This window comes from Marinomonas shanghaiensis, from assembly GCF_003259175.1.
GTDB lineage: Bacteria > Pseudomonadota > Gammaproteobacteria > Pseudomonadales > Marinomonadaceae > Marinomonas > Marinomonas shanghaiensis.
Genome location: NZ_QGOK01000031.1, coordinates 1 through 20,270, shown reverse-complemented (window position 1 = coordinate 20,270; position 20,270 = coordinate 1). Strand labels below are relative to the sequence as shown.

General features: G+C 38.4%; 16 protein-coding genes. All 16 read right to left on the bottom strand.

The genetic code is table 11. The features are described 5' to 3' along the window. Nucleotides 1–25: 25 nt before the first annotated feature. A complete protein-coding gene (locus DKT73_RS18790) occupies nucleotides 26–388 on the bottom strand; it encodes a four helix bundle protein (protein WP_111640057.1) in 363 nt (120 codons plus the stop codon). A 69-nt stretch (nucleotides 389–457) separates the two neighbouring features. Beyond that, a complete protein-coding gene (rfbB, locus tag DKT73_RS18785) occupies nucleotides 458–1,525 on the bottom strand; it encodes a dTDP-glucose 4,6-dehydratase (RefSeq protein ID WP_111640056.1) in 1,068 nt (355 codons plus the stop codon). 155 nt (nucleotides 1,526–1,680) lie between these two features. Next, on the bottom strand, nucleotides 1,681–2,808 hold the full coding sequence (locus DKT73_RS18780) for a glycosyltransferase family 4 protein (protein WP_111640055.1): 1,128 nt from the start codon (nucleotides 2,806–2,808) through the stop codon (nucleotides 1,681–1,683). Beyond that, nucleotides 2,805–4,712 carry an asparagine synthase (glutamine-hydrolyzing) gene (gene asnB / locus DKT73_RS18775; RefSeq protein ID WP_111640054.1) on the bottom strand — a complete coding sequence of 636 codons (1,908 nt, stop codon included), beginning with the start codon at nucleotides 4,710–4,712 and terminating at the stop codon, nucleotides 2,805–2,807. Before asnB ends, DKT73_RS18780 begins: the two co-directional genes overlap by 4 nt. Nucleotides 4,713–4,784: 72 nt before the next feature. Beyond that, the gene (locus DKT73_RS18770; protein WP_111640053.1) at nucleotides 4,785–5,924 is read right to left on the bottom strand and encodes a hypothetical protein; all 1,140 of its coding nucleotides are present in this window, start codon (nucleotides 5,922–5,924) and stop codon (nucleotides 4,785–4,787) included. Next, nucleotides 5,914–7,011 carry a glycosyltransferase gene (locus DKT73_RS18765; RefSeq protein WP_111640052.1) on the bottom strand — a complete coding sequence of 366 codons (1,098 nt, stop codon included), beginning with the start codon at nucleotides 7,009–7,011 and terminating at the stop codon, nucleotides 5,914–5,916. The genes DKT73_RS18770 and DKT73_RS18765 overlap by 11 nt, the downstream gene beginning before the upstream one ends. A 197-nt stretch (nucleotides 7,012–7,208) precedes the next feature. Continuing rightward, entirely contained in the window at nucleotides 7,209–8,315 is a 1,107-nt protein-coding gene (locus tag DKT73_RS18760; RefSeq protein ID WP_157959215.1) for a glycosyltransferase family 4 protein, read from the bottom strand. Nucleotides 8,316–8,665: 350 nt separating this feature from the next. Further along, on the bottom strand, nucleotides 8,666–9,610 hold the full coding sequence (locus DKT73_RS18755; RefSeq protein WP_111640050.1) for a glycosyltransferase: 945 nt from the start codon (nucleotides 9,608–9,610) through the stop codon (nucleotides 8,666–8,668). Nucleotides 9,611–10,039: 429 nt separating this feature from the next. Continuing rightward, complete coding sequence (locus DKT73_RS18750) at nucleotides 10,040–11,161, bottom strand: polysaccharide pyruvyl transferase family protein (RefSeq protein ID WP_111640049.1); 1,122 nt, start codon at nucleotides 11,159–11,161, stop codon at nucleotides 10,040–10,042. A 2-nt stretch (nucleotides 11,162–11,163) separates the two neighbouring features. Further along, on the bottom strand, nucleotides 11,164–12,912 hold the full coding sequence (locus tag DKT73_RS18745; protein ID WP_111640048.1) for a thiamine pyrophosphate-binding protein: 1,749 nt from the start codon (nucleotides 12,910–12,912) through the stop codon (nucleotides 11,164–11,166). After that, nucleotides 12,909–13,991 (bottom strand): NAD(P)H-binding protein, encoded by a 1,083-nt coding sequence (locus tag DKT73_RS18740; protein ID WP_111640047.1) that lies wholly within the window; start codon nucleotides 13,989–13,991, stop codon nucleotides 12,909–12,911. The genes DKT73_RS18745 and DKT73_RS18740 overlap by 4 nt, the downstream gene beginning before the upstream one ends. Continuing rightward, nucleotides 13,988–15,517: a lipopolysaccharide biosynthesis protein gene (locus tag DKT73_RS18735; protein WP_111640046.1), complete on the bottom strand. Its 1,530-nt coding sequence runs from the start codon at nucleotides 15,515–15,517 to the stop codon at nucleotides 13,988–13,990. The genes DKT73_RS18740 and DKT73_RS18735 overlap by 4 nt, the downstream gene beginning before the upstream one ends. A 249-nt stretch (nucleotides 15,518–15,766) precedes the next feature. Next, nucleotides 15,767–16,942 carry a nucleotide sugar dehydrogenase gene (locus DKT73_RS18730; protein ID WP_198666668.1) on the bottom strand — a complete coding sequence of 392 codons (1,176 nt, stop codon included), beginning with the start codon at nucleotides 16,940–16,942 and terminating at the stop codon, nucleotides 15,767–15,769. A gap of 162 nt (nucleotides 16,943–17,104) precedes the next feature. After that, the gene (locus DKT73_RS18725; protein WP_111640044.1) at nucleotides 17,105–18,091 is read right to left on the bottom strand and encodes an NAD-dependent epimerase; all 987 of its coding nucleotides are present in this window, start codon (nucleotides 18,089–18,091) and stop codon (nucleotides 17,105–17,107) included. An 896-nt stretch (nucleotides 18,092–18,987) separates the two neighbouring features. Next, a complete protein-coding gene (locus DKT73_RS18720; protein WP_111640043.1) occupies nucleotides 18,988–19,287 on the bottom strand; it encodes a nucleotidyltransferase domain-containing protein in 300 nt (99 codons plus the stop codon). Nucleotides 19,288–19,349: 62 nt separating this feature from the next. Next, nucleotides 19,350–19,670 carry a MarR family EPS-associated transcriptional regulator gene (locus DKT73_RS18715; protein ID WP_111640042.1) on the bottom strand — a complete coding sequence of 107 codons (321 nt, stop codon included), beginning with the start codon at nucleotides 19,668–19,670 and terminating at the stop codon, nucleotides 19,350–19,352. Between the last annotated feature and the right edge of the window lie 600 nt (nucleotides 19,671–20,270).

The following is a 20,270-nucleotide window of genomic DNA, read 5'->3' as shown; positions in this document are numbered from 1 at the left end:
AATGTTGAATTAGCCATAAATATTGTTATTTCTTACCTTGTGATGTTTTTACAATACTGGTTAATAGCTTTGTTAGCTCACTACTTTCTACTAATAGCGTTTCTACGTATGGCTCTGTTATGTTCAGGTAATCTGTTTTAATGAGCAAATTAATCCAATACTGCGCCTCGCGTGCTTCTTTGCTAGCAACACTCATTTTTGCAGTAAAGTCTGCTTTACTCTGTGCAGCTTGTACTTCATTTACATTCGCACCAATCGATGTCCCTGAACGGAGTAATTGCTTAGATAACACAAACTCTTTATGTTGTTTAACTAAATACTTATACAGTTTCACAATACGAATAGAGAATTGAAAACTTTTATCTAATACTGCATTTTGATTTTGCATACACGCTCCATGTGCTTTGCTAGCTGCTTAAATGCTGTAAATTCAACATTAAACATTCACAATTTAAAATTATAAAGCCCCTAAACGTTCTCTCTGATAAGAACCATCTTGAACATTGTTGCACCAATCTTGGTTGGCTAAATACCACTCAACCGTTTTACGCAAACCTGTTTCGAAGGTTTCCTGTGGTTGCCAATTCAACTCTCGACTAATCTTTGATGCATCGATGGCATAGCGGCGATCATGACCTGGACGATCTGTCACAAACGTAATTTGTTCCGCGTATTGCGTTTCTTTAGGACGAAGTTCGTCTAAGATCACACAAATGGTCTTCACCACGTCAATGTTTTGCTTTTCATTGTGGCCGCCTATGTTATAGGTTTCACCCACTTTTCCTTCCGTTACAACTTTATACAAGGCTCGAGCATGGTCTTCTACGTACAACCAATCACGTATTTGATCGCCTTTACCATAAACAGGCAGAGGCTTACCTTCTAGTGCATTCAGAATAACCAACGGAATCAACTTTTCAGGAAAATGATAGGGCCCATAATTATTGGAACAGTTTGTCACCATTGTAGGGAAGCCATAAGTGCGTAGCCAAGCACGTACCAAATGATCACTGGATGCTTTGCACGCAGAATAAGGACTGCTTGGTGAATAAGGTGTGTTTTCAGTAAATAATGGTAGATTACCAGTCATTTCATCAGGGTGAGGTAAGTCACCATACACTTCATCTGTAGAAATATGATGAAAGCGAAAAGCGGCTTTACGACTTCCCTCTAAAGTATTCCAATACTCGCGAGCCGCTTCCAACAATGTGTAAGTTCCCACTATATTGGTTTGAATAAAATCAGCAGGGCCTGTGATCGAGCGATCAACATGGCTTTCGGCCGCTAGATGCATTACCGCATCGGGTTGATAGGTAGCAAAAACACGATTCAACTCTGCGCGGTGACAGATATCCACTTGCTCAAAGGCATAACGAGCACTATCAGCAACGCAAACAAGAGACTCTAAATTTCCAGCATACGTCAGTTTGTCGACATTAATAACACTGTCTTGCGTGTTTTGAATGAGATGACGAATAACCGCAGAACCAATAAAACCGGCGCCGCCGGTCACTAAGATTTTCATTTAGTCATTCCCAAAAAAAATCACACATATAGACTTTGCCCACTGTTTCACTTGAGACGTTATTTTGTCAGTTGCTGACCACCGCATTCATTACTTTTAAAGTTTTCTGTCTCTTCATGAAAAGCGCCATAAACAAACAAAGTAACCGCGATCTTTCAGCAGGGTTTGCCTAATAATGTACTGTAGATTGTCGTGTGCATATCGATAATTTTCTCAATAGCAAACTCACGCTCCGCCAATGCACGACCTGCTTGCCCCATCACTTTTCTTTTCTCAACATTTAGGATCAAATCTTGAAAAACATCCGCTAGAGACTCTGCATCTCGAATAGGAACCAAAACACCTGTATCAGGTTCGATGGCATCTCGACAGCCTGGATGGTCAGTGGTGACAACAGCACGGCCACAGGCTGCGGCTTCTATCAACACTTTAGGCAAGCCTTCACCATAATACGAAGGCAAAGACACAATATTTGACTGTGAAAACAAATCAGCAATATCGGACCGATATCCCAAGCATTCTATCAATCCTGCGGCTTTCCATGCTGCTAGCTGATCCAATGTGACAGTATTGCTATTACCTGGGTCTGGGTCACCAATCAGCCAAAAGCGTGCCTCAATGTTACGCTGTTTTAGTATCCGAGAGGCTTCTGCAAACTCCTGAACGCCCTTATCCTTTAATAATCGAGCGGCAAATGAGATAACAGGTACACCAACAGGTTCAGGCTGATAAGGATAATGCTTTAAATCAACACCAGCTCCTCGTATGAGAGTCGCTTTTTCTCGCTTCAAAACACCCCAATCCACTAATAAATCACGATCATTAGGGTTCTGAAAAATGGCAATTTGATTTTTGTGCGTAAACGCCGCGCGATAAAGCGGATAAAGAATGGAGCGCAATACTTTGTTTTTTAAGCCTTGACCAGAAAACAAAATCCCCAAACCCGCTACCGCCGAAACCACCGCCGTGACGCCCGCCAAACGCGCAGCAATACCGCCATACAGATAAGGCTTAATAGTGACCAAATGCACAAGATCAGGCTGTATTTGTTTAAAAAGACGGCGCAATGCAAAAACCGTAGAGAGTTCAGCAAGAGGGTTCATCCCCTTACGCGACATTTCCACAGAATGATACGTAAAACCGGCATCAGAAAGTGCAACAGGACACTCCCCCGGCGCGATGACATGCACCTCCACACCTTTAGCAAGCAGAGCTAAGCCAATCGGCAGGCGATGCGACACAAAGTAAGCGGCATTATTAACCACAAAAGCCATTTTATTCATTTGTTTTTCTCAAGCCATAATTGGAACATTAGAACGCTCCACAACTGCGACGACCAGTCTCGTTTACCCGCTAAATGTTCACGCCACTTCTTTTGAACCAATTCAGACGACAAAAAGCCTTCTTTATCAATACGTTCAGAATCCAGCAGAACATTCGCCCAATCTTTTAGAGGGCCTCTCAACCATTCAGCAATGGGTAAACTAAACCCTTTTTTTGGCCTTTCAATTAATTTTTTCGGCACATAACGATACAACACTTCTCGTAAAAGCCACTTTCCCTTACCTTCTCGATATTTCAGATGCATCGGCAAACTGGCCGCAAACTCAGCAATGCGGTGGTCTAACAAGGGAACCCGCCCTTCTAATGAGCACGCCATCGTTGCACGGTCTGTTTTCACTAAAACATCGTCCATTAGGTAAGATTGTTTGTCCCATAACATCATTTTTTCTAAATCATTGAGATGTGTCAGTTCTGCCAAACCCGACAAAAATGGCAATTTCTCAACCACGGTGCTTTTAACCAAAGGCTCATCTAGGTCCCAATTGGAGACAACCCGTGTATAAAGGTCTTCAATATCTCTGGCCAGTAAGGCTTGAGCACCTTTCTGAATTTTGTTGCCTAAATTTGGCCATCTGGTACTCAAACCTAAAGCTCTACTTAGAACATCCCAAGAAGAAGGCGAAAGCGTTAGTAACTTCGAAAGTCTTTTTCTGATTGGAAAGGGGATTTTTCTTAGATGCGACCAAACTTTAGCGGTGTAATGATAGCGATTATAACCACAAAACAGTTCGTCACCGCCATCGCCAGACAAACACACAGTGACCTCCTTTTTAGCCAACTGCGAAACCAGAAACGTAGGCACTTGAGAAGCGTCTGCAAAAGGTTCGTCGTACATAACAGGTAACTGGTTAATAATTGCTAGAGCATCTTCTGCGCTAACAATTAACTCAACATGATCCGTTCCTAAGTGTTTTGCAACGTCTGCGGCCTCACTCGCTTCATTAAAATCCGCATGGTCAAACCCGATCGTAAAGGTTTTGACTGGACGAGTAGAGATGGATTGTAAAATACCCACCACAGTGGACGAATCGACCCCTCCGGATAAAAAAGCCCCTAATGGCACATCCGACAACGCTTGATCTTGAATGGACTGTCTAATTAGGTCATCTAGTTTATCAATGGCATCATGATCGGAAAAATTTTGCAGAGGAACAGCGTGACTGGCATCCCAAAATGTTTGTTTAGAAACCAGCTGCCCCTCGTGAGAAAAAACAGCAATAATACCCGGCTCTAACTTGAAGATACCTTCGTAAATGGATAAGGGCGTTGGTATGTAGTTCAAACGAAAAAAATACGACAACGCCTGACGATTAATGCGGCCTTCAAAACTGGCATGAGCTTTAAGCGCTTTTAACTCAGAAGCAAACAGAAAAGTATCGCGCTGCCACCCGTAATAAAGAGGCTTTTCACCAAATCGATCCCGAATCAAGATCAACTGTTTAAGCACTTTATCCCATAGGACGATAGCAAACATACCAACACACTTTTGTATGGTCTGTTCTATTCCCCATACCTCAAAACCGACCAACAAGGTTTCGGTATCGGAATGACCATGCCAGTCACCTGATGCGGTCCCAGTCAGTTCTTCACGCAATGTTAAATGATTGTATATTTCACCATTAAAAATCATAACATAACGCTCAGATTTAGAGTGCATCGGCTGATGCCCTGCTGAACTTAAATCCTGTATTGATAAGCGTGCGTGGGCGAAACAGACAGCAAAATCATCATCAACCCATAGACCACTGTCATTCGGTCCACGATGGGGAATACTTTCAACCATAGAAGTTAAATCGTCTATGGGCGATAAACGCTTGCCGATGAAACCAGCTATACCGCACATAGATAGAAACCTTTTTTAGATAAAAATATTTTTTTAATACTAAACTTTTCTCGGCCATAAGATAGCATGCGCTTAATAATCCATAGCCTTTTTTTCAGACAAATATCTATACCGATACTTTTCGAGACGATAGTAAAAATAGTTTCGCTTAACTTCAATATAACAAAAGTAAAACAAAATAACCAAAAAAGCATAAAAATTTTCACGATAGCGGATGGCAGAACCCGGGTTTAAGGCACCAAAAGGATAATGCACAAAGAGTATCCACAAAGTGGCCGTTAAAAACACACCGACAAAAAAAACATTCAAACGCCCAGTATTAAAAGAGATCAATAACAACTTTAACAGCGCACATAAAAATACCCCTACAATAAGAGCACTTTCAATAAAAACCAATAAATGCGTGGGTTTAGACAAAGCTTCCGATAAAGTGGGCCCAAAGAAGGCAATAAACATACCATAGGGTGCATTTCGAAACACATCAAAATCATTCACCCATATGGTATTTTCTCGGGTGGAACCTGCATCCAGACTAAAATGCATAGGTATAATAAAGCTTAATTCATTTATTTCATTTCTAAAAATATAAAGAGCCAAAAAAGAAAACACAAAAAACAGAGCCAAGATCACCGTTTTTCCGAATCCACGGAGAGAAAACTTTCGTGAAATAAAAACAAAAGTAAAGAGTGCGGCAATACCAATCAAATACTGCGGTTTAAAAAGAGCACAGAGATAAACACAAAAAATAACTAAAAAATGTCGTTTATTAGGCTTTCTTTTTATATAATCAATAAAAAACCCGAGAATAATCCCTAGATAGAAAACACCAAAAGCTTCTTTCGAAATAATGGATGTCCATACACCAAAGCTGGGGACGGACAACAGAGCCAGCAACACAATCAATTGATTTTTAGTTAAGTTTAATCGATTTACAGGGTAATACACACCAATACAAGAAAGCACTAAAAATGGGATATTCGCCAAAACAGGGCCTAACAATAACGAAAAAGAATAGCCAAATGTATCCATCAAAGCTGTGGAATCTCGCCATAATCCCGGACCAAAAGCTTCATCCCCACGAAGATAACGATAAGTGTCTCCCAAAGTAGTCAGCTTTGAATACACAAAGAGGGCAAATAGCATATAAAAAAATTTGATGACAAAATACGCGAACCAAATTTTATCAACTTTGTATTTTAGTTTAATTTTCACTATCAGAACCTAAAGAAAAATAGGCTTTCTTATAATTTTTAACCATTCTGTCAAGACTGAATTGTTCAGCATTGTTTCTCGCATCTTGGACGACTTGCTCTGTATTCTGCTGCAAAGCTGTTAAGCCTAATTCAATCGCGTCAAGCCACTCGCTATCACTGTCTGGATTATCCACTAAATAACCGGCTTGACCTGCACCAGCCAACACCTCATTGAGCCCACTCACGTTGGCAGCGATAATCGGCAAACCAGTCGACATGCCCTCTACTGCGGCCAAACCAAAACCTTCATAGTGTGACGGAACTAATTGTATGTCTGCAGTATGCAGATGCTGCTCAATTTGATCAGACCATCCGATTAATTTTATCTTGTCAGATAACTCAAGCGTTGCAATAAGGGTTTCTAAACTGTGCCTTTCATGTCCCTCACCGACAATGAGATATTGCCAGTCCTTATTGCGCCATTCAGCAAGTGCCCTAATAGTACGATCAAACCCCTTATGCCCTACAAGGGAGCCAATAGAAATAAAATTGATCGTATTATTGGGGCATCTTCTTACTTTTACAGAATACAATCTTGATCCATTAAAAATCACCTCATTCTTTGCTGCCAGTTTACTTCCCAACCACTGGTCAAGCGCCAGTTTCGTACCCGCAGAAATGCAAACCACTCTTTCAAAGCGGCGATAAAACAACTTTTCAATGTACCTAAGGAGCGGGTATTTTCGGCGACTATTTGACGTCGCATGCTCCGTATAAACAAGTTTTACCGGTAATCCTATTACTGCGAGAGAGACAAACAACATGGGCCAAATGAGATGAACATGTACAATTAAATTATCATGCAACTCAAGTTGTTTTTTAATCACACCACGCAACAAGAGTATGGCTTTCGGATCCCTAAAACCAACATTTAAGCTAGATTCATTAGGCTCTAGTACAAGATTTTTAGCGCAGGGGGAATTTGTATTAAAATAAAGCGCCGACGACTGAACATCATTGTCATTCATGCGCGAAACCAGCTCTCGCACTAAAACTTCAGCTCCGCCACCACATGGCGCTGTAATAACATGCAATATATTTAACAATCCCAAAGCCTCTTTTTTTAAAATTTTTTATCAAACTCGCTCAACAATCAATTAAAAAATATATCTATTATCTCCATCAAAATGTCACACTATATAGAAAAAAATATTTAATATAATAAAAAATTCAACACATCTTTTAAATAAGAATAGCATTATAAAGTAAAAAAAACCTAAAAATCATTATAGACTTAAGGCGTTCAATCTAAACTTTTAATAAGGTCATCATAACGCTTTGACATCGCATCCATACTAAAGTTATCTACTACTACTAAACGAGAATTTTTTGAATACTCATATCGTAGAGATTTATCTAGCGCAATTTTCTCAATAGCCTCTGAAAACTCATTAACATCTAAAGGACTGACACACTCTCCAAATTTAGGTCTATATGACATTAAACTAGCAACGCCATCTACGTCTGATGCAACAATAGGTAAATAACAGGACATAGCCTGTAGCATTGATGTACTTAGTGTCTCGCCAGCAGTTGCATGTACGTAAATATCCAAATCATTAAACCATTTCACTAAACTCTGCTCATCTAAATAGCCATTTAGTGTTACTTGATTATCAAGTTTAAGTTCAACAACTTTATCTCTTACTTCTTTAAGAGTTGGGCCATCCCCCGCTAAGCTAAGGTGCCATTTCGCCACTAAATTCTTCTCAGAGAGTAATTTAATAACATCTAATAGAAAAGATTGATGACGCATTTCGTTAAATCTAGCAGCCATACCAATATGGATAACATTATTATCTAAACTAAGTGCAGGTTGATTTTTAGATGTATAAAAGCATTCATCTATACCATTTGATATAACAGCAACTTTTTCCGATTTAAAGGATTTTTTTAGGTATAATAGCATTTCTTTTTTATAACCTTCCGTTAAATAAACAACCTTATCGGAAAAACGCATACCTAATCGAGAAATAATAAAATTTTTTTTATTTTTTAATTTATTAGCTTGGTGCTCAACAAAGATAATTTTTTTACCAAGTAACTTTGCATAAATAAGACATGGAAGTAAAGTAACAACACTATGAAGAATAACTACATCTGGTTTTGATAATAAAAGTCGAAAAAAAACATTAAACCAAGATAAAAAAGACAATCTTCTAATTGATCGTATATATTTATAAGAAACATTATTCTTGCAACATAGCTCTTTATAAGAAGTTGCAACTGGCTCAATACCAAAAAAAAGCATTTCCAGATCATACCCTTTTGATTTCAGGCCATGATAAACACCCCATGCAACACTACCATGCCCGCCAAAACCTGAATATAAAACCTGAGAAACCTTCAAAAAACCACCCAAAACAATATAAAAAATTTAATTGAAATTCATAGAATTAAGCATAAAAATCACTTACATCCTAATAAAAGACAACTTCCAGTAAAACAACGCATTACTTATGATCTAAAAAATAAATTTTATCATGAAATCTAATTAGAATCCTTTTTAATCATTTATTTTATAAAATATAGAAACACGCTTAGACCCAATAAAAATCAACCGAAACTAATGTTAGCTTTAGTAATTCACACAAAAAAAATCATTCAACAAAACATAAACACTTTATTTTCTTAAAAATCAATTAACCTTTAAAAACACAACATTATTAGTATGACGCATTTTTTCTAAGAAAATATAATTTACATTTTTTTATTTGTTAGCGTTAGAAGAAAGATGAAGACTCTAACAATATCAATAAAGGATTTACCTTTAAGGACAATCTTAAACATCACATTTAAATAATCAAAATTTGTTTTTACAACTTTTTTAAATAACTTAAGCTTATCCACTTCCATTCTATTAATAAAAACTTCCACACTACTAGGCATTTGACACTTATTCTTAAGCTCATTCAAATGAAATATAACTAATTCCAATTGCTGTATTCTATCAAAAATAGCACTATCTCCTTTTGTCATTGTAATAGATGTTTCATTTTGATAATACAAGTATAAAACATCACTTACCCCAACAGCAAAATTTGCATTTAATAGAATAGCTGAAAAAATTAATGCATCTTCACCATAAACCAGCCGTATATTTTCTCCAACAGACAAGCAATCGAACCCCTTTATTGCAGATTTTTTTGAATATAATTTCCCAGGAGTTCCATATGTCAATCTATTTTCTTTTAAAATTTCATGCGATATTTTTTCTTTAAAAACACCACAGGGAACTGTTGGCTTTACATTCCAAAATCTGACACTTGGTATAATTTCAAAATTAAACAATAATAAATCTAGATATGGATACTTTTTTATTAATTCACTGAAAGTGGTTAATGATTTGTTAGTCAACTCATCATCCGGATCCAAATAAAGAATAAAATTACCTTTAGCACTATAAGTCCCTGTTTTACGCGCATGGTATGTCCCTAAATTCTTTTCATGCTTAACTATTTTTATACGACTATCTTTGAATGCAAAAGAACTAGCAATTTCAATTGAATTATCTGTACAACAATCATCTACAATAATTATCTCATAATTAGTAAATTCTTGATTCAGGCAAGAGTTCAGACACCTTTCTATATGTGCAGCTACATTATAAGTCGGCAATATTATAGATATTAATGGCTTTTCCATTGGAATCCTAGTTTTTTAACAGTTAAAACAACTTATCTTTAATACAGATAAAATTTTTACAACCAATAAGTACAGTCAAATACTTTAGTTTCATTAGGCTAGAATTCATTAAAGCCTTACAGAAAAATAATTTGGAATATTCTAAATAAAAGACTCAACGAACAGAACCTATATAATGTATTTTTTTCACATGAAGGACTATTTTAATCTTCTATTTAAAAACAAAACATCCATAGCAACAATTTAAACTTATAAAAACCAAATCATACAGCAACTAAAGACAACATATCTCATATATATAAATCATAACCCATCTCTAATTACATCTATCACTCTAAAAATTAAAAAGCAATAGTATTTAAACGTTTAATCTGGTAGATGCGCCAAAATCGAAAAAACTTTTATTTTCTTACATATTAAAACAGCCAACTAAATATATCCATCTAAAATTGCAATCGAATCTCTCTGATGTTTTGTAAGTAGAGAATTCACGAACTTCCAATCTATTTCTTTATTCACTAATTCAAAAACAGCTTTCTCATCATCAAGCACTAACCTATCCATTAAATTAAAAGTATTTAGCAGAGAGTAGAATCTTGATAAACCTCTCTCTATATTACCTATGACTATAAATGGTTTGTTAAAAATAATCGAAAACACACAACCATGAAAAGAATCAGTAATAACAAAATTTGCATCTGAGAAGCCTTTGACCCAGCCTTCCACACTGAGTAACTTCCCGCCATTTACATTCTGCTCGTCACATTGGTAACTAAATAGTGCCTGACCCAATGTCTTTTTTGCTATTTCAACGACTTGAGTTTTCAAATCACTACTATCGAGTATATAGGTATATATCCCCTTATTTTCTGGTAATCCTTTACCATTAAATAACTGCATGTAATCTTTCCTACTTAATAGAAGTGTTGGATCTAGTACAAACTCGGCTTTTTTATTTAATTTCTCAGCTACAAGCTGAACAGCTGATTTTTCTCTCACTGTCACCAGATCAAACTGCTGAATTAGATCTTTACAACGAGTAGTCTGTTCTTGACTGTATTCCCACTCTTCTGTACCAAATGAAGCAGCATAAGCAATCTTTTTTATCTTTTTATTTTCTTGAAGAAAATCAAGATAGTATGTATAGATATTAGGTGAATATATAGGCCGCCATACTTGGTCACTACCTACAATCACTACATCAAAATCGTTTTGTAAAAAAGTATTCTCAACGGACGCATCAGAGTATAGTCGAGGAGTTTTATTGATATGCTGATCAATAAAATAATTTATATCTTCTCGTACGTATGCTTGCTTTTTTTTTGATATGAAATAATTTTTCCATAAGGGTTTTGCTGTGCCTTTTATATGGTATAAAGCTAAGTTTTTGAAGTAGCCTAGCTTAAGCTTTGTTCTTAGCTTGATAGTAAGGTGGCGATCAATAGTAACAGGGTCATGCCCCATTTTTTTAAGAGTGGTTTGCAAAGCAAAATTTTGTAGATTACCACCGTAATTGTTGTGCAGTGGCTGTGTTAGAATAGCAATCTTCATAGTTATCGCTTCACCATTTTTTTCACGACATCAATACCTTTAGGCCCAAGCACTTTTCGTAGAGTATTCTTTGCTTTACCTTCTGTACTAACTTCTAATCTATGCATTATCTGTAACGCCTTGCTTTCCTCATCACTATCAGTAAAAACTTCAAAAAGCATGGGCCTATCCGTTACTTCTGGCTCGAGAAATCTTGGATAGGCTACTTCAAATTCTTGCTTATTATTTGCAGAAAAATACTCAAACCCTAAATTTTCAGCATAATTTTTAATCAAGGTTCTTGATTTATTACCATAATGTCCGGCTGCCGCAACGAATTCATCGCATTCAGAACCAAAATGTGAAGCATGGTGATTATAAAGTCGAAATTCTGTTCCTTTACCATTATTAACAAGAAGAATACGCAAGTTACTTGTTGTATGCCGATTACCGATAGCATTAAGGTCATAGAAAAATGCTAGATCACCGATGACACCATAATAGATCTTATTTGAGTTTGCTAAAGATGCGCCAAGTAGAGAAGAAACACCACCATCAATACCAAAACCACCAACATTTGAAAATGATGTAACAGTTTCTGGTAAATCATAAAAGTTCCACGTTCTTAAACTATTAAGAATACCAAAGTGTATTGCAGACCCTGGTGGTATTTTCGCTGCTAACTTTGACGCTAGCCAAACGTTAGAAAATGGAACTTCTGGTATTTTACTCTGCACTGATTTCAAAAAATTAATGCATTGATTGTAGTAGGCATTTGTAGACTGTTGGCTAGATTGCTCTGCATAATGCTCAAAAAAGGACATCTCCGACATTTCGAATACATATTTAAGCTTACGAAATGTATCGCGTATTTCACCATCTAAACTAATTCGCCAAACTTCATTCCCTGTAATACTTGTCAAAGGATAATCACCCGTCACCTCTCCAATATGCAATGTTAAATCCGATTTGAGTTCAGTCCTTGAGTGAAGTTCTTGTGCAGCAGCAAGCGAAATGAGCAAGCGATTTTTGCCTTTATAACCGCTTGTATGATCACAAAATACGACAGCATTGTATTTTTCACAAAATATCTCTAATGCTTCTGTAGCTTCTATACTCCAAGTATTTTGTGAACCAACAATAATTGAAACACGCTTATTTAAGTTAAGCTTGGGGAGTTGATCTGTTAAAGTAAAACGATTCACTACTTTGCAATTAATATCTTCTTTCTCTGTAAACGGTAGGCTATAGGTAGTCGGCAAGTTAATATGTACTGGTCCACCACCGTGACGAGTTAACTCTAGGATAGCTTTATTCACTTTGATTTCGCAATCCCAAAAATCTTCTTCATCCTTGACTACTGGTAAGGTTACACTGAACTTAGCAATATCATTGGAAATTACACTGCGATCAATAACTTGCGCCACATGATGACCAATACGAGCTACCTGTTGAGTTGAAGTGATTGCTAATACTGGCAATTTCCGATAATAGGCTTCCGTCATGCCAGGAGCGTAGTTTCTTGATGCAGTTGCTCCAGTACAGCTAAGCACCACAACTTCACCTGTTTCTGCGGCCAAACCGCATGCCATATAAGCAGCAGAGCGTTCATCAACAGCTGAGTAAATTTTAAAAAAAGGATCCTTCTGAATACTACCAATCAATGCAGTATTTGTATTACCAGGCGAGGCAATTACATAGCGAATTCCATGAGCTTTAAGTAAAGATATCACAATCAGCGCATTTTTTTCTGTCGTTGTGTAAAATTTCATCGTTTTAGCAACCTTCCTACTTCTGGTAGGGATTTAAATAATTGATATTTGATTTTCTGTTTGATTCCTGAGATTTCACTAAAGTTCGTACATTCTCTTGTAGCCCTATCTTTAAGTGCTTCTTCTCGCCAATCGATTGATTTAAATGAACAGGGGGTATTATCTAAAAAACTTTCAAGACATTGCTCTAAACCATATTGCGGTGAAATAAATGTTGAAGTATCAATAAAGTGATTTATCTTTTGATTATTAAACGTTCGATCAAATAGTCGATCGTAAATTACTTGATATTTATTTTTTCGCCAAACAAGGAAACTCTCTAATTCTTGTTCTACAATGTTATTCTTAAATCCACGCTTAGATAACACATTCTGATAAATCTCCAGTACTTGTTGCCAACTAATGCTCTGATCATTGGTTATATGAAAAGCCTCACCTAAAGCGGCTTCCTGTCCTATTAAGGAAAAAATACTTTTTGCAACATCCTCTCCACTAGTCAATGTAGTGTTTTTATGTTGAATATCTCTGGCTACAATGATGCTGCGGCCTTGTAAGGCACGGTATAACCAATCTTCTTTCTCAAGAACGCCCAGTTGAAGGCGCTCATTATCGTATGTAATATAAGGGCGAATGATTGTCCAGTTTCTATGATTGCTTTCGAACAGTAGATTTTCCTGCCTTGCTTTTGTTAAAGCATATTCATCAGTATTTAAATAGTCTTTATCTTCGATCACATCCAGCAAACGGGAGGAGGATTCATTTATTGGGCCGTCAACTTTTGCATAAACACGAGAAGAACTGATATAAAAATACTGTTTTGTTGCGTCTAGAATTAGAGCATGCCGCTGTTGAAACTCTTGCGTGTTATAAATCATAAAATCTACAATCACATCCCAAACCTGATTCAACAACCCTTTCAAGAACTCCATATTATGAGCATTTCCTTGGATGAAATTCAGATTATTAGAGGTGCCCGAACGATGACGAGAAGTAACAAAAACCTCATACCCCTGCTCCACCAAAATACGTACAAGATGAATGCCCATCGCTCCTGTTCCACCTAGAACTAAAACTTTCATCGTATCTCTCCAGATTTAAAAAACTTGTTCGCCAGTATACTTACTATCTTTTTACGCCAAAGCTTGTCTAAACCTAAAAAATACATCGCTAACGTAGAAATACCGATAGAAAATAAAATAACCAAAAAAGAAGCATATAGATTTTTTGGTAAGCTATTTAATAATAAAAGGCTAAGTGATATGGAAATGACTAAAACTAAACAAACAGGCACTACCACTTTTTGATAGTAAGATATTATCGGAAGATCCGTTAAATAGCTAACTAGCAGCAAACGTACTTTAAACATAATAATGCTGACTACGATTGCAACGTAGAAAACCCATTCAGCGGAATATCCTAAATTTAGAAACCACCATGATACAAAAAATATTGCAATTTGGAATGTACCCAGAATTATTTCGTACGCCGCCATTTTACCAGGTGCTCTTGCTGCAGTGGTCAAAGGCATACTAACTGCCAATATTAATGATTCAACAATAGCCAACCTAGTAAAAAATATTGCCTCTTCTGGTGGTGTTTTTAACCAAAGCGTTAAAATCATTTCCATTTCAAGCAAAATAGGTAAAGCACACACCCACATCAAGAAGAAAGTCAGTTTAGATCCATTAAAAACCAAACTCATCATTTCATCTTTCTTATTTTCCGCATAAGCCTTTATAATAGGCGGATACAAACCTGTATTTAAATTATTTGAAAATATCCCGACTTGACTAGCTACATTCAAGGCAATAGCACGGGCGGCTACGGTAGATGGATTAAAAATTTGATTTATTAGAACAGTTACAGCTTGATTTCTAAATATAGTGCTCAACTGCCCCAGTAAAGTCCACATAGTAAAACCAATAATTTCTTTAAATATTGTCGTACTCCAATAAAGCTTACTCATTTGACATTCTGGATATTTATTTAAGCATATAGAGATATACGCGATAGTAAGCAATCCAGATACGATCAAAAGAGCCATTCCATAGTAAGCTAACAAATCATAACTAACATAGGCTAATGAAATTGCGGCAACTAATTTAAAAACAGCATCAATCACTGACAATAGCGCATAAAGATGCATGTCTTCATGTGCGATTAAAATCGCTATAAAAGGCGCGGTAAAAACCGAAATTACAAATGACAAGGACATATAATGATAAAGCTCTAGAGCTGCGTTAAAACGGCTATCGGGGATCTTCAAATGCTCTTCAATATACCAAAGCCCGATCGATTGAAGTAACGTGTATGCTAGCAAAGCCACACAAACATACATAGCCAAGTTGACACTAAATGTTTGTTTCAACTTTACTATATCTTTTTTGCCCATAGCAAATGAAAAAAAGCGCTGCGTTGCGCTTGCCATACTTCCTGGTAAAAAAGCCAATAATGTTACAAACCCCGTAACAACACTATAAACACCAAAATCTGCTACACCAAACTCATTAAGAACCACCCTCATTGAATAGAGAGTAATAAAAATAATAATAATTTGTCGCATATAAAGCGACAGCGTATTTTTAAAAATTTTTTTATTTGACATTACCAAATGATACTCAGTTTAATTTTTTATATATTTCCAAAAAATATTCATTGATATTTTTTATGGAAAATTTCGATAATGGCTATTTTAATTTCGTCATCGTTTTTACCATAGTTATCCAAGATCTTTTATAGAAGAATAACGCTTACTGTTTAAAATCAGATCACTGTTCTTATCTCGACTAACCTGGCTTACGGTTTGATCTTTTTTACTTACCTACGAAGTTCGTCTCGATCAATCTTCGCGTAACTAATCATTCCCAAATAAATCACGCGTATACACTTTATCCATCACATCATTCAAAACCTTGTCTTGTCTGTTGGCGATAATCACATCCGCTACTTTTTTAAATTCGGCTAGATCTTTTATGACTTTCGAATGGAAGAATTCCGTTTCCTCTAACACTGGCTCGTAAACCACTACTTCAATGCCTTTGGCCTTGATGCGTTTCATAATGCCCTGAATGGCCGAGGCTCTAAAGTTGTCACTGCCGGTTTTCATTACCAGTCGATAAATACCCACTACTCTAGGGTTGCGCTTAATCACAGAGTCAGCAATGAAGTCTTTACGCGTGGAATTCGAATCCACAATCGCTCGTATTAGGTTATTGGGCACGTCTTGATAATTCGCCAACAACTGCTTGGTGTCTTTTGGCAAACAGTAGCCACCGTAACCAAAGCTGGGGTTGTTGTAGTGGTTGCCAATGCGCGGGTCTAATGACACGCCGTCAATGATTTGCTTGGTGTCTAGGCCATGGGATTCACAATAAGTGTCTAACTCATTGAAATAGGCAACACGAAGGGCCAAATAGGTATTGGAAAACAGTTTAACGGCTTCGGCTTCTGTGCTGTCGGTAAAGAGGATGTCGATCTCATCTTTTAGAGCGCCCTGTTTCAGCAAGCCCGCAAAGACCTCGGCGCGCTCACTGCGCTCCCCGACGATGATTCGAGACGGATACAAGTTGTCATGTAGAGCTTTGCCTTCTCGTAGAAATTCAGGCGAAAAGAAAATATTCGACGTGTTGAATTTTTCATTCACGCTTTTCGTGTAGCCCACTGGGACGGTGGATTTAATCACCATGGCTGCATTGGGGTTAATCGCCAATACGTCTTGGATGACACTTTCAACCGACTTGGTGTTGAAGTAGTTCGTATTAGGATCGTAATCCGTTGGCGTGGCAATAATCACAAATTCCGCGTCTTTATAGGCGGCTTGTTTGTCTAACGTCGCGCTAAAGTTCAGTGTTTTATTGGCTAAAAAATCTTCTATTTCCGTGTCGACAATCGGTGACTGTTTGTTGTTCAGCATGGCAACTTTTTCAGGAACAATGTCCACCGCCATGACATCATTGTGCTGTGCTAGCAACATGGCATTCGATAGGCCAACGTAGCCGGTTCCGGCAATGGCGATTTTGTATTTTTTCATTGTGTTTTCCATAATATATAAAGTCATTTGCCAGATGACGACGTGTTTATAGTTACGTCGTTTATTGTCAGAGCACGCATCATGCGTCAGATAACGCCTCGTGCCTCGTCTCATCTGACCTACGAGGCGCAACCTACAAAATATCTTTGTCGATCTACAGTCTTATAACTCTTTCTGAAAAGCTTTGTACCATTCAACAAATTTGACCATGCCTTCTTGTATCGTTGTGGCGGGTTTGTATCCTACTGCAGCCTCTAGTTGAGCCGTGTCTGCATAGGTTTTTGGTACATCACCCGGTTGCATGTCCATGTAGATTTTCTCGGCTGTTTTACCACAGGCGATTTCAATTGCTTCGATAAATTCCGACAGTTGAATGGGTTGGTTATTGCCAATATTGTAAATCGCGTAAGGCGCTGTCGTGCCTTGGCTCTGTTGCGCTTGTGGCAGTACATCTTGAATGCGTAGCACGCCTTCCACAATGTCGTCGATGTAAGTAAAGTCACGCATCATTTTGCCGTGATTAAATACCTTTATCGGCTTGTCATTCAAAATAGCTTCGGTGAATAACCAAGGTGCCATGTCAGGGCGACCGCCAGGACCATATACGGTAAAAAAGCGTAACCCTGTCGTTGGGATGTTATAAAGATGGGAATAAGAATGTGCCATCAACTCGTTGGCTTTTTTGGTGGCGGCATACAAGGAAACGGGATGATCGACCGTATCGGATTCGCTAAAGGGGATTTTCGCGTTCATACCGTAAACAGAGCTAGAAGACGCATAAACAAGATGCTCCACTTTGGTTTGGCGGCAACCTTCTAGGATGGTCATCATGCCAACTAGGTTACTGTCTACGTATTCAAAGGGGGCTTCTAAAGAATAACGCACGCCCGCTTGCGCAGCGAGGTGAATCACTCGCTGAAATTGCTCTTCTGCAAACAGCTGAGCCATGCCTTCACGGTCTGCGAGATCCAATTTTACAAAACGAAAGTTTTCATAAGGCAACAATTGCGCGAGGCGGTGTTGTTTTAGCACAGGTAGGTAATAAGCGTTTAAACTGTCAAGGCCGACCACGTCATGGCCTGCTTCTAGCAAGCGTTTGCACACATTCATACCAATGAAGCCTGCGGCTCCGGTGACTAAAAACTTCATTTAATTGTTTCCATATTCTTTGAAATCTTGTGGTTAATTACCAAATAATTTACATCGTCAGATTACGCCTCGTACCTCGGCTCATCTGACCTACGGGCGCGATCTACATAATGCAGTGATTTGCCGTGGCCCATCTTTTGACGGCCTAAAGGCCGACCTACATAACGCGTTTCTAGGCTCATCTGACCTACGGGCGCGATCTACATAATGCAGTGATTTGCCGTGGCACATCTTTTGACGGCCTAAAGGCCGACCTACATAACGCGTTTCTAGGCTCATCTGACCTACGGGCGCGATCTACATAATGCAGTGATTTGCCGTGGCACATCTTTTGACGGCCTAAAGGCCGACCTACATAACGCGTTTCTAGGCTCATCTGACCTACGGGCGCGATCTACATAATGCAGTGATTTGCCGTGGCCCATCTTTTGACGGCCTAAAGGCCGACCTACATAACGCGTTTCTAGGCTCATCTGACCTACGGGCGCGATCTACATAATGCAGTGATTTGCCGTGGCCCATCTTTTGACGGCCTAAAGGCCGACCTACATAACGCGTTTCTAGGCTCATCTGACCTACGGGCGCAATCTACATAATGCAGTGATTTGCCGTGGCACATCTTTTGACGGCCTAAAGGCCGACCTACATTACGCGTTTCTAGGCTCATCTGACCTACGGGCGCGATCTACATAATGCAGTGGTTTGCCGTGGCACATCTTTTGACGGCCTAAAGGCCGACCTACATAACGCGTTTCTAGGCCAATCTGACCTACGGGCGCGATCTACATAATGCAGAGGTTTGCCGTGGCACACCTTTTGACGGCCTAAAGGCCGACTCTTTCTATTTTATCAACGGTGCTATTTTTTGGCTTCATAATGCTATTTCTTAGATTGATTCATAATGAAATACCCTTGTCCTGCGCTATAAGGTGTATTGGTAAACACTGTAAATTAGGCGCAGACAATAAGACGTCTACTTTACGACCTTCGAACAGTCGAATAAGACGTGCGCTTATTTTTGATGACAGTACGGCTGGGCGTTCAACCACATGATCTACAGTAATCAGTAGGTCTATGTCTCCACCTTTTTTATTATCATCAGCACGAGAGCCGAATAAGGTTACTTTTGCGTCTTCACCAGCGAGCATGGCAACCACTTGCTTTATTGCTTGCACCTTATCCTCTGTCAATCTCATTTTTAATTGCTCCGTCGCGACCCATATTTTGACGGCCTAAAGGCCGACCTACAAGTAACACGTTATGTTTTTACTTCTTGGCGCAGTTGTTCTATTTCTTTTTCTAGGGTTTCGTGTTCTTTCAGTTTTCGTTGTAAAAAGCGTTGTGTGAGGGCGATTTTTTCTTCTATGCCTTTTGGTGTCAGTAGGTATAGGTAGCCCATTTTGTTGGTGCTGTTTTTAAAGTTGTCGGCTTTTATCATGCCTTTTTCGATAAGAGCATTTAGGCAGTAGTTGGTTTTTCCTAGGCTGATCTCCAAACGTTTGGCTAGAGCGCGTTGGCTCATGTTTGGGTCTTGTTGCAGCTCTTTTAGGATTTTGTAGCGGTATTCGTCGTCTAGCATACCGTCTCACTTTGTGGTGTTAGGTTGAGAGGGCTGCGGGTTGTGTTTGACCAATAAGAAGCCACCATTGGTAGGCGCAATGGCGTATATGAAGATGTGTGAGTGCAATCCATGCGTTTCCTCCGGTGTTATTGATTGTGTTTATAAACAAAAATCCATTCCCCCCATCCCTTATCCTTGGATTAAATAAGGCAGTTTGGGAGGGTGTTCAATTGGTGAACGATGATAATTCAGGCTGTTAAATTATGCAAACAATGTGTTTGAAAAATGTTTGTAAAGTAAGCGTTGGTAAGTTTTTTTTGTTATATGGATATGTTGGTTTCGTAGGGCATCATGAACGAAGTGTAATGTGCCGTTTAATGATGTGGGTTGGAAATGTTTGATTACGCCTCGTGCCTCGTCTCATCTGACCTACGTTTTGGAAGGGATAAGAGACAGGGAAACAACCCCATCCTAGCCTTCCCCTTCAAAGACACAAGGGGAAGGTACTGTGCAAAAATCAATGAAAGATGTCTTCTATTTTATCGGCAAAAAGCAATCGTTCAGACCATTCCAGTAGGGTTTCAGGATCGGCTTTTTCAATCTGTTCACGATACGCCG

Bases quoted from the DNA above. Each gene is read 5' to 3' on its own strand.
- DKT73_RS18790 (WP_111640057.1), bottom strand. From the start codon at position 388: ATGCAAAATCAAAATGCAGTATTAGATAAAAGTTTTCAATTCTCTATT.
- DKT73_RS18780 (WP_111640055.1), bottom strand. From the start codon at position 2,808: ATGAATAAAATGGCTTTTGTGGTTAATAATGCCGCTTACTTTGTGTCG.
- DKT73_RS18755 (WP_111640050.1), bottom strand. From the start codon at position 9,610: ATGGAAAAGCCATTAATATCTATAATATTGCCGACTTATAATGTAGCT.
- DKT73_RS18720 (WP_111640043.1), bottom strand. From the start codon at position 19,287: ATGAGATTGACAGAGGATAAGGTGCAAGCAATAAAGCAAGTGGTTGCC.
- DKT73_RS18735 (WP_111640046.1), bottom strand. From the start codon at position 15,517: ATGTCAAATAAAAAAATTTTTAAAAATACGCTGTCGCTTTATATGCGA.
- DKT73_RS18730 (WP_198666668.1), bottom strand. From the start codon at position 16,942: ATGAAAAAATACAAAATCGCCATTGCCGGAACCGGCTACGTTGGCCTA.
- rfbB (WP_111640056.1), bottom strand. From the start codon at position 1,525: ATGAAAATCTTAGTGACCGGCGGCGCCGGTTTTATTGGTTCTGCGGTT.
- DKT73_RS18715 (WP_111640042.1), bottom strand. From the start codon at position 19,670: ATGCTAGACGACGAATACCGCTACAAAATCCTAAAAGAGCTGCAACAA.
- DKT73_RS18750 (WP_111640049.1), bottom strand. From the start codon at position 11,161: ATGAAGATTGCTATTCTAACACAGCCACTGCACAACAATTACGGTGGT.
- DKT73_RS18740 (WP_111640047.1), bottom strand. From the start codon at position 13,991: ATGAAAGTTTTAGTTCTAGGTGGAACAGGAGCGATGGGCATTCATCTT.
- DKT73_RS18745 (WP_111640048.1), bottom strand. From the start codon at position 12,912: ATGAAATTTTACACAACGACAGAAAAAAATGCGCTGATTGTGATATCT.
- DKT73_RS18725 (WP_111640044.1), bottom strand. From the start codon at position 18,091: ATGAAGTTTTTAGTCACCGGAGCCGCAGGCTTCATTGGTATGAATGTG.
- asnB (WP_111640054.1), bottom strand. From the start codon at position 4,712: ATGTGCGGTATAGCTGGTTTCATCGGCAAGCGTTTATCGCCCATAGAC.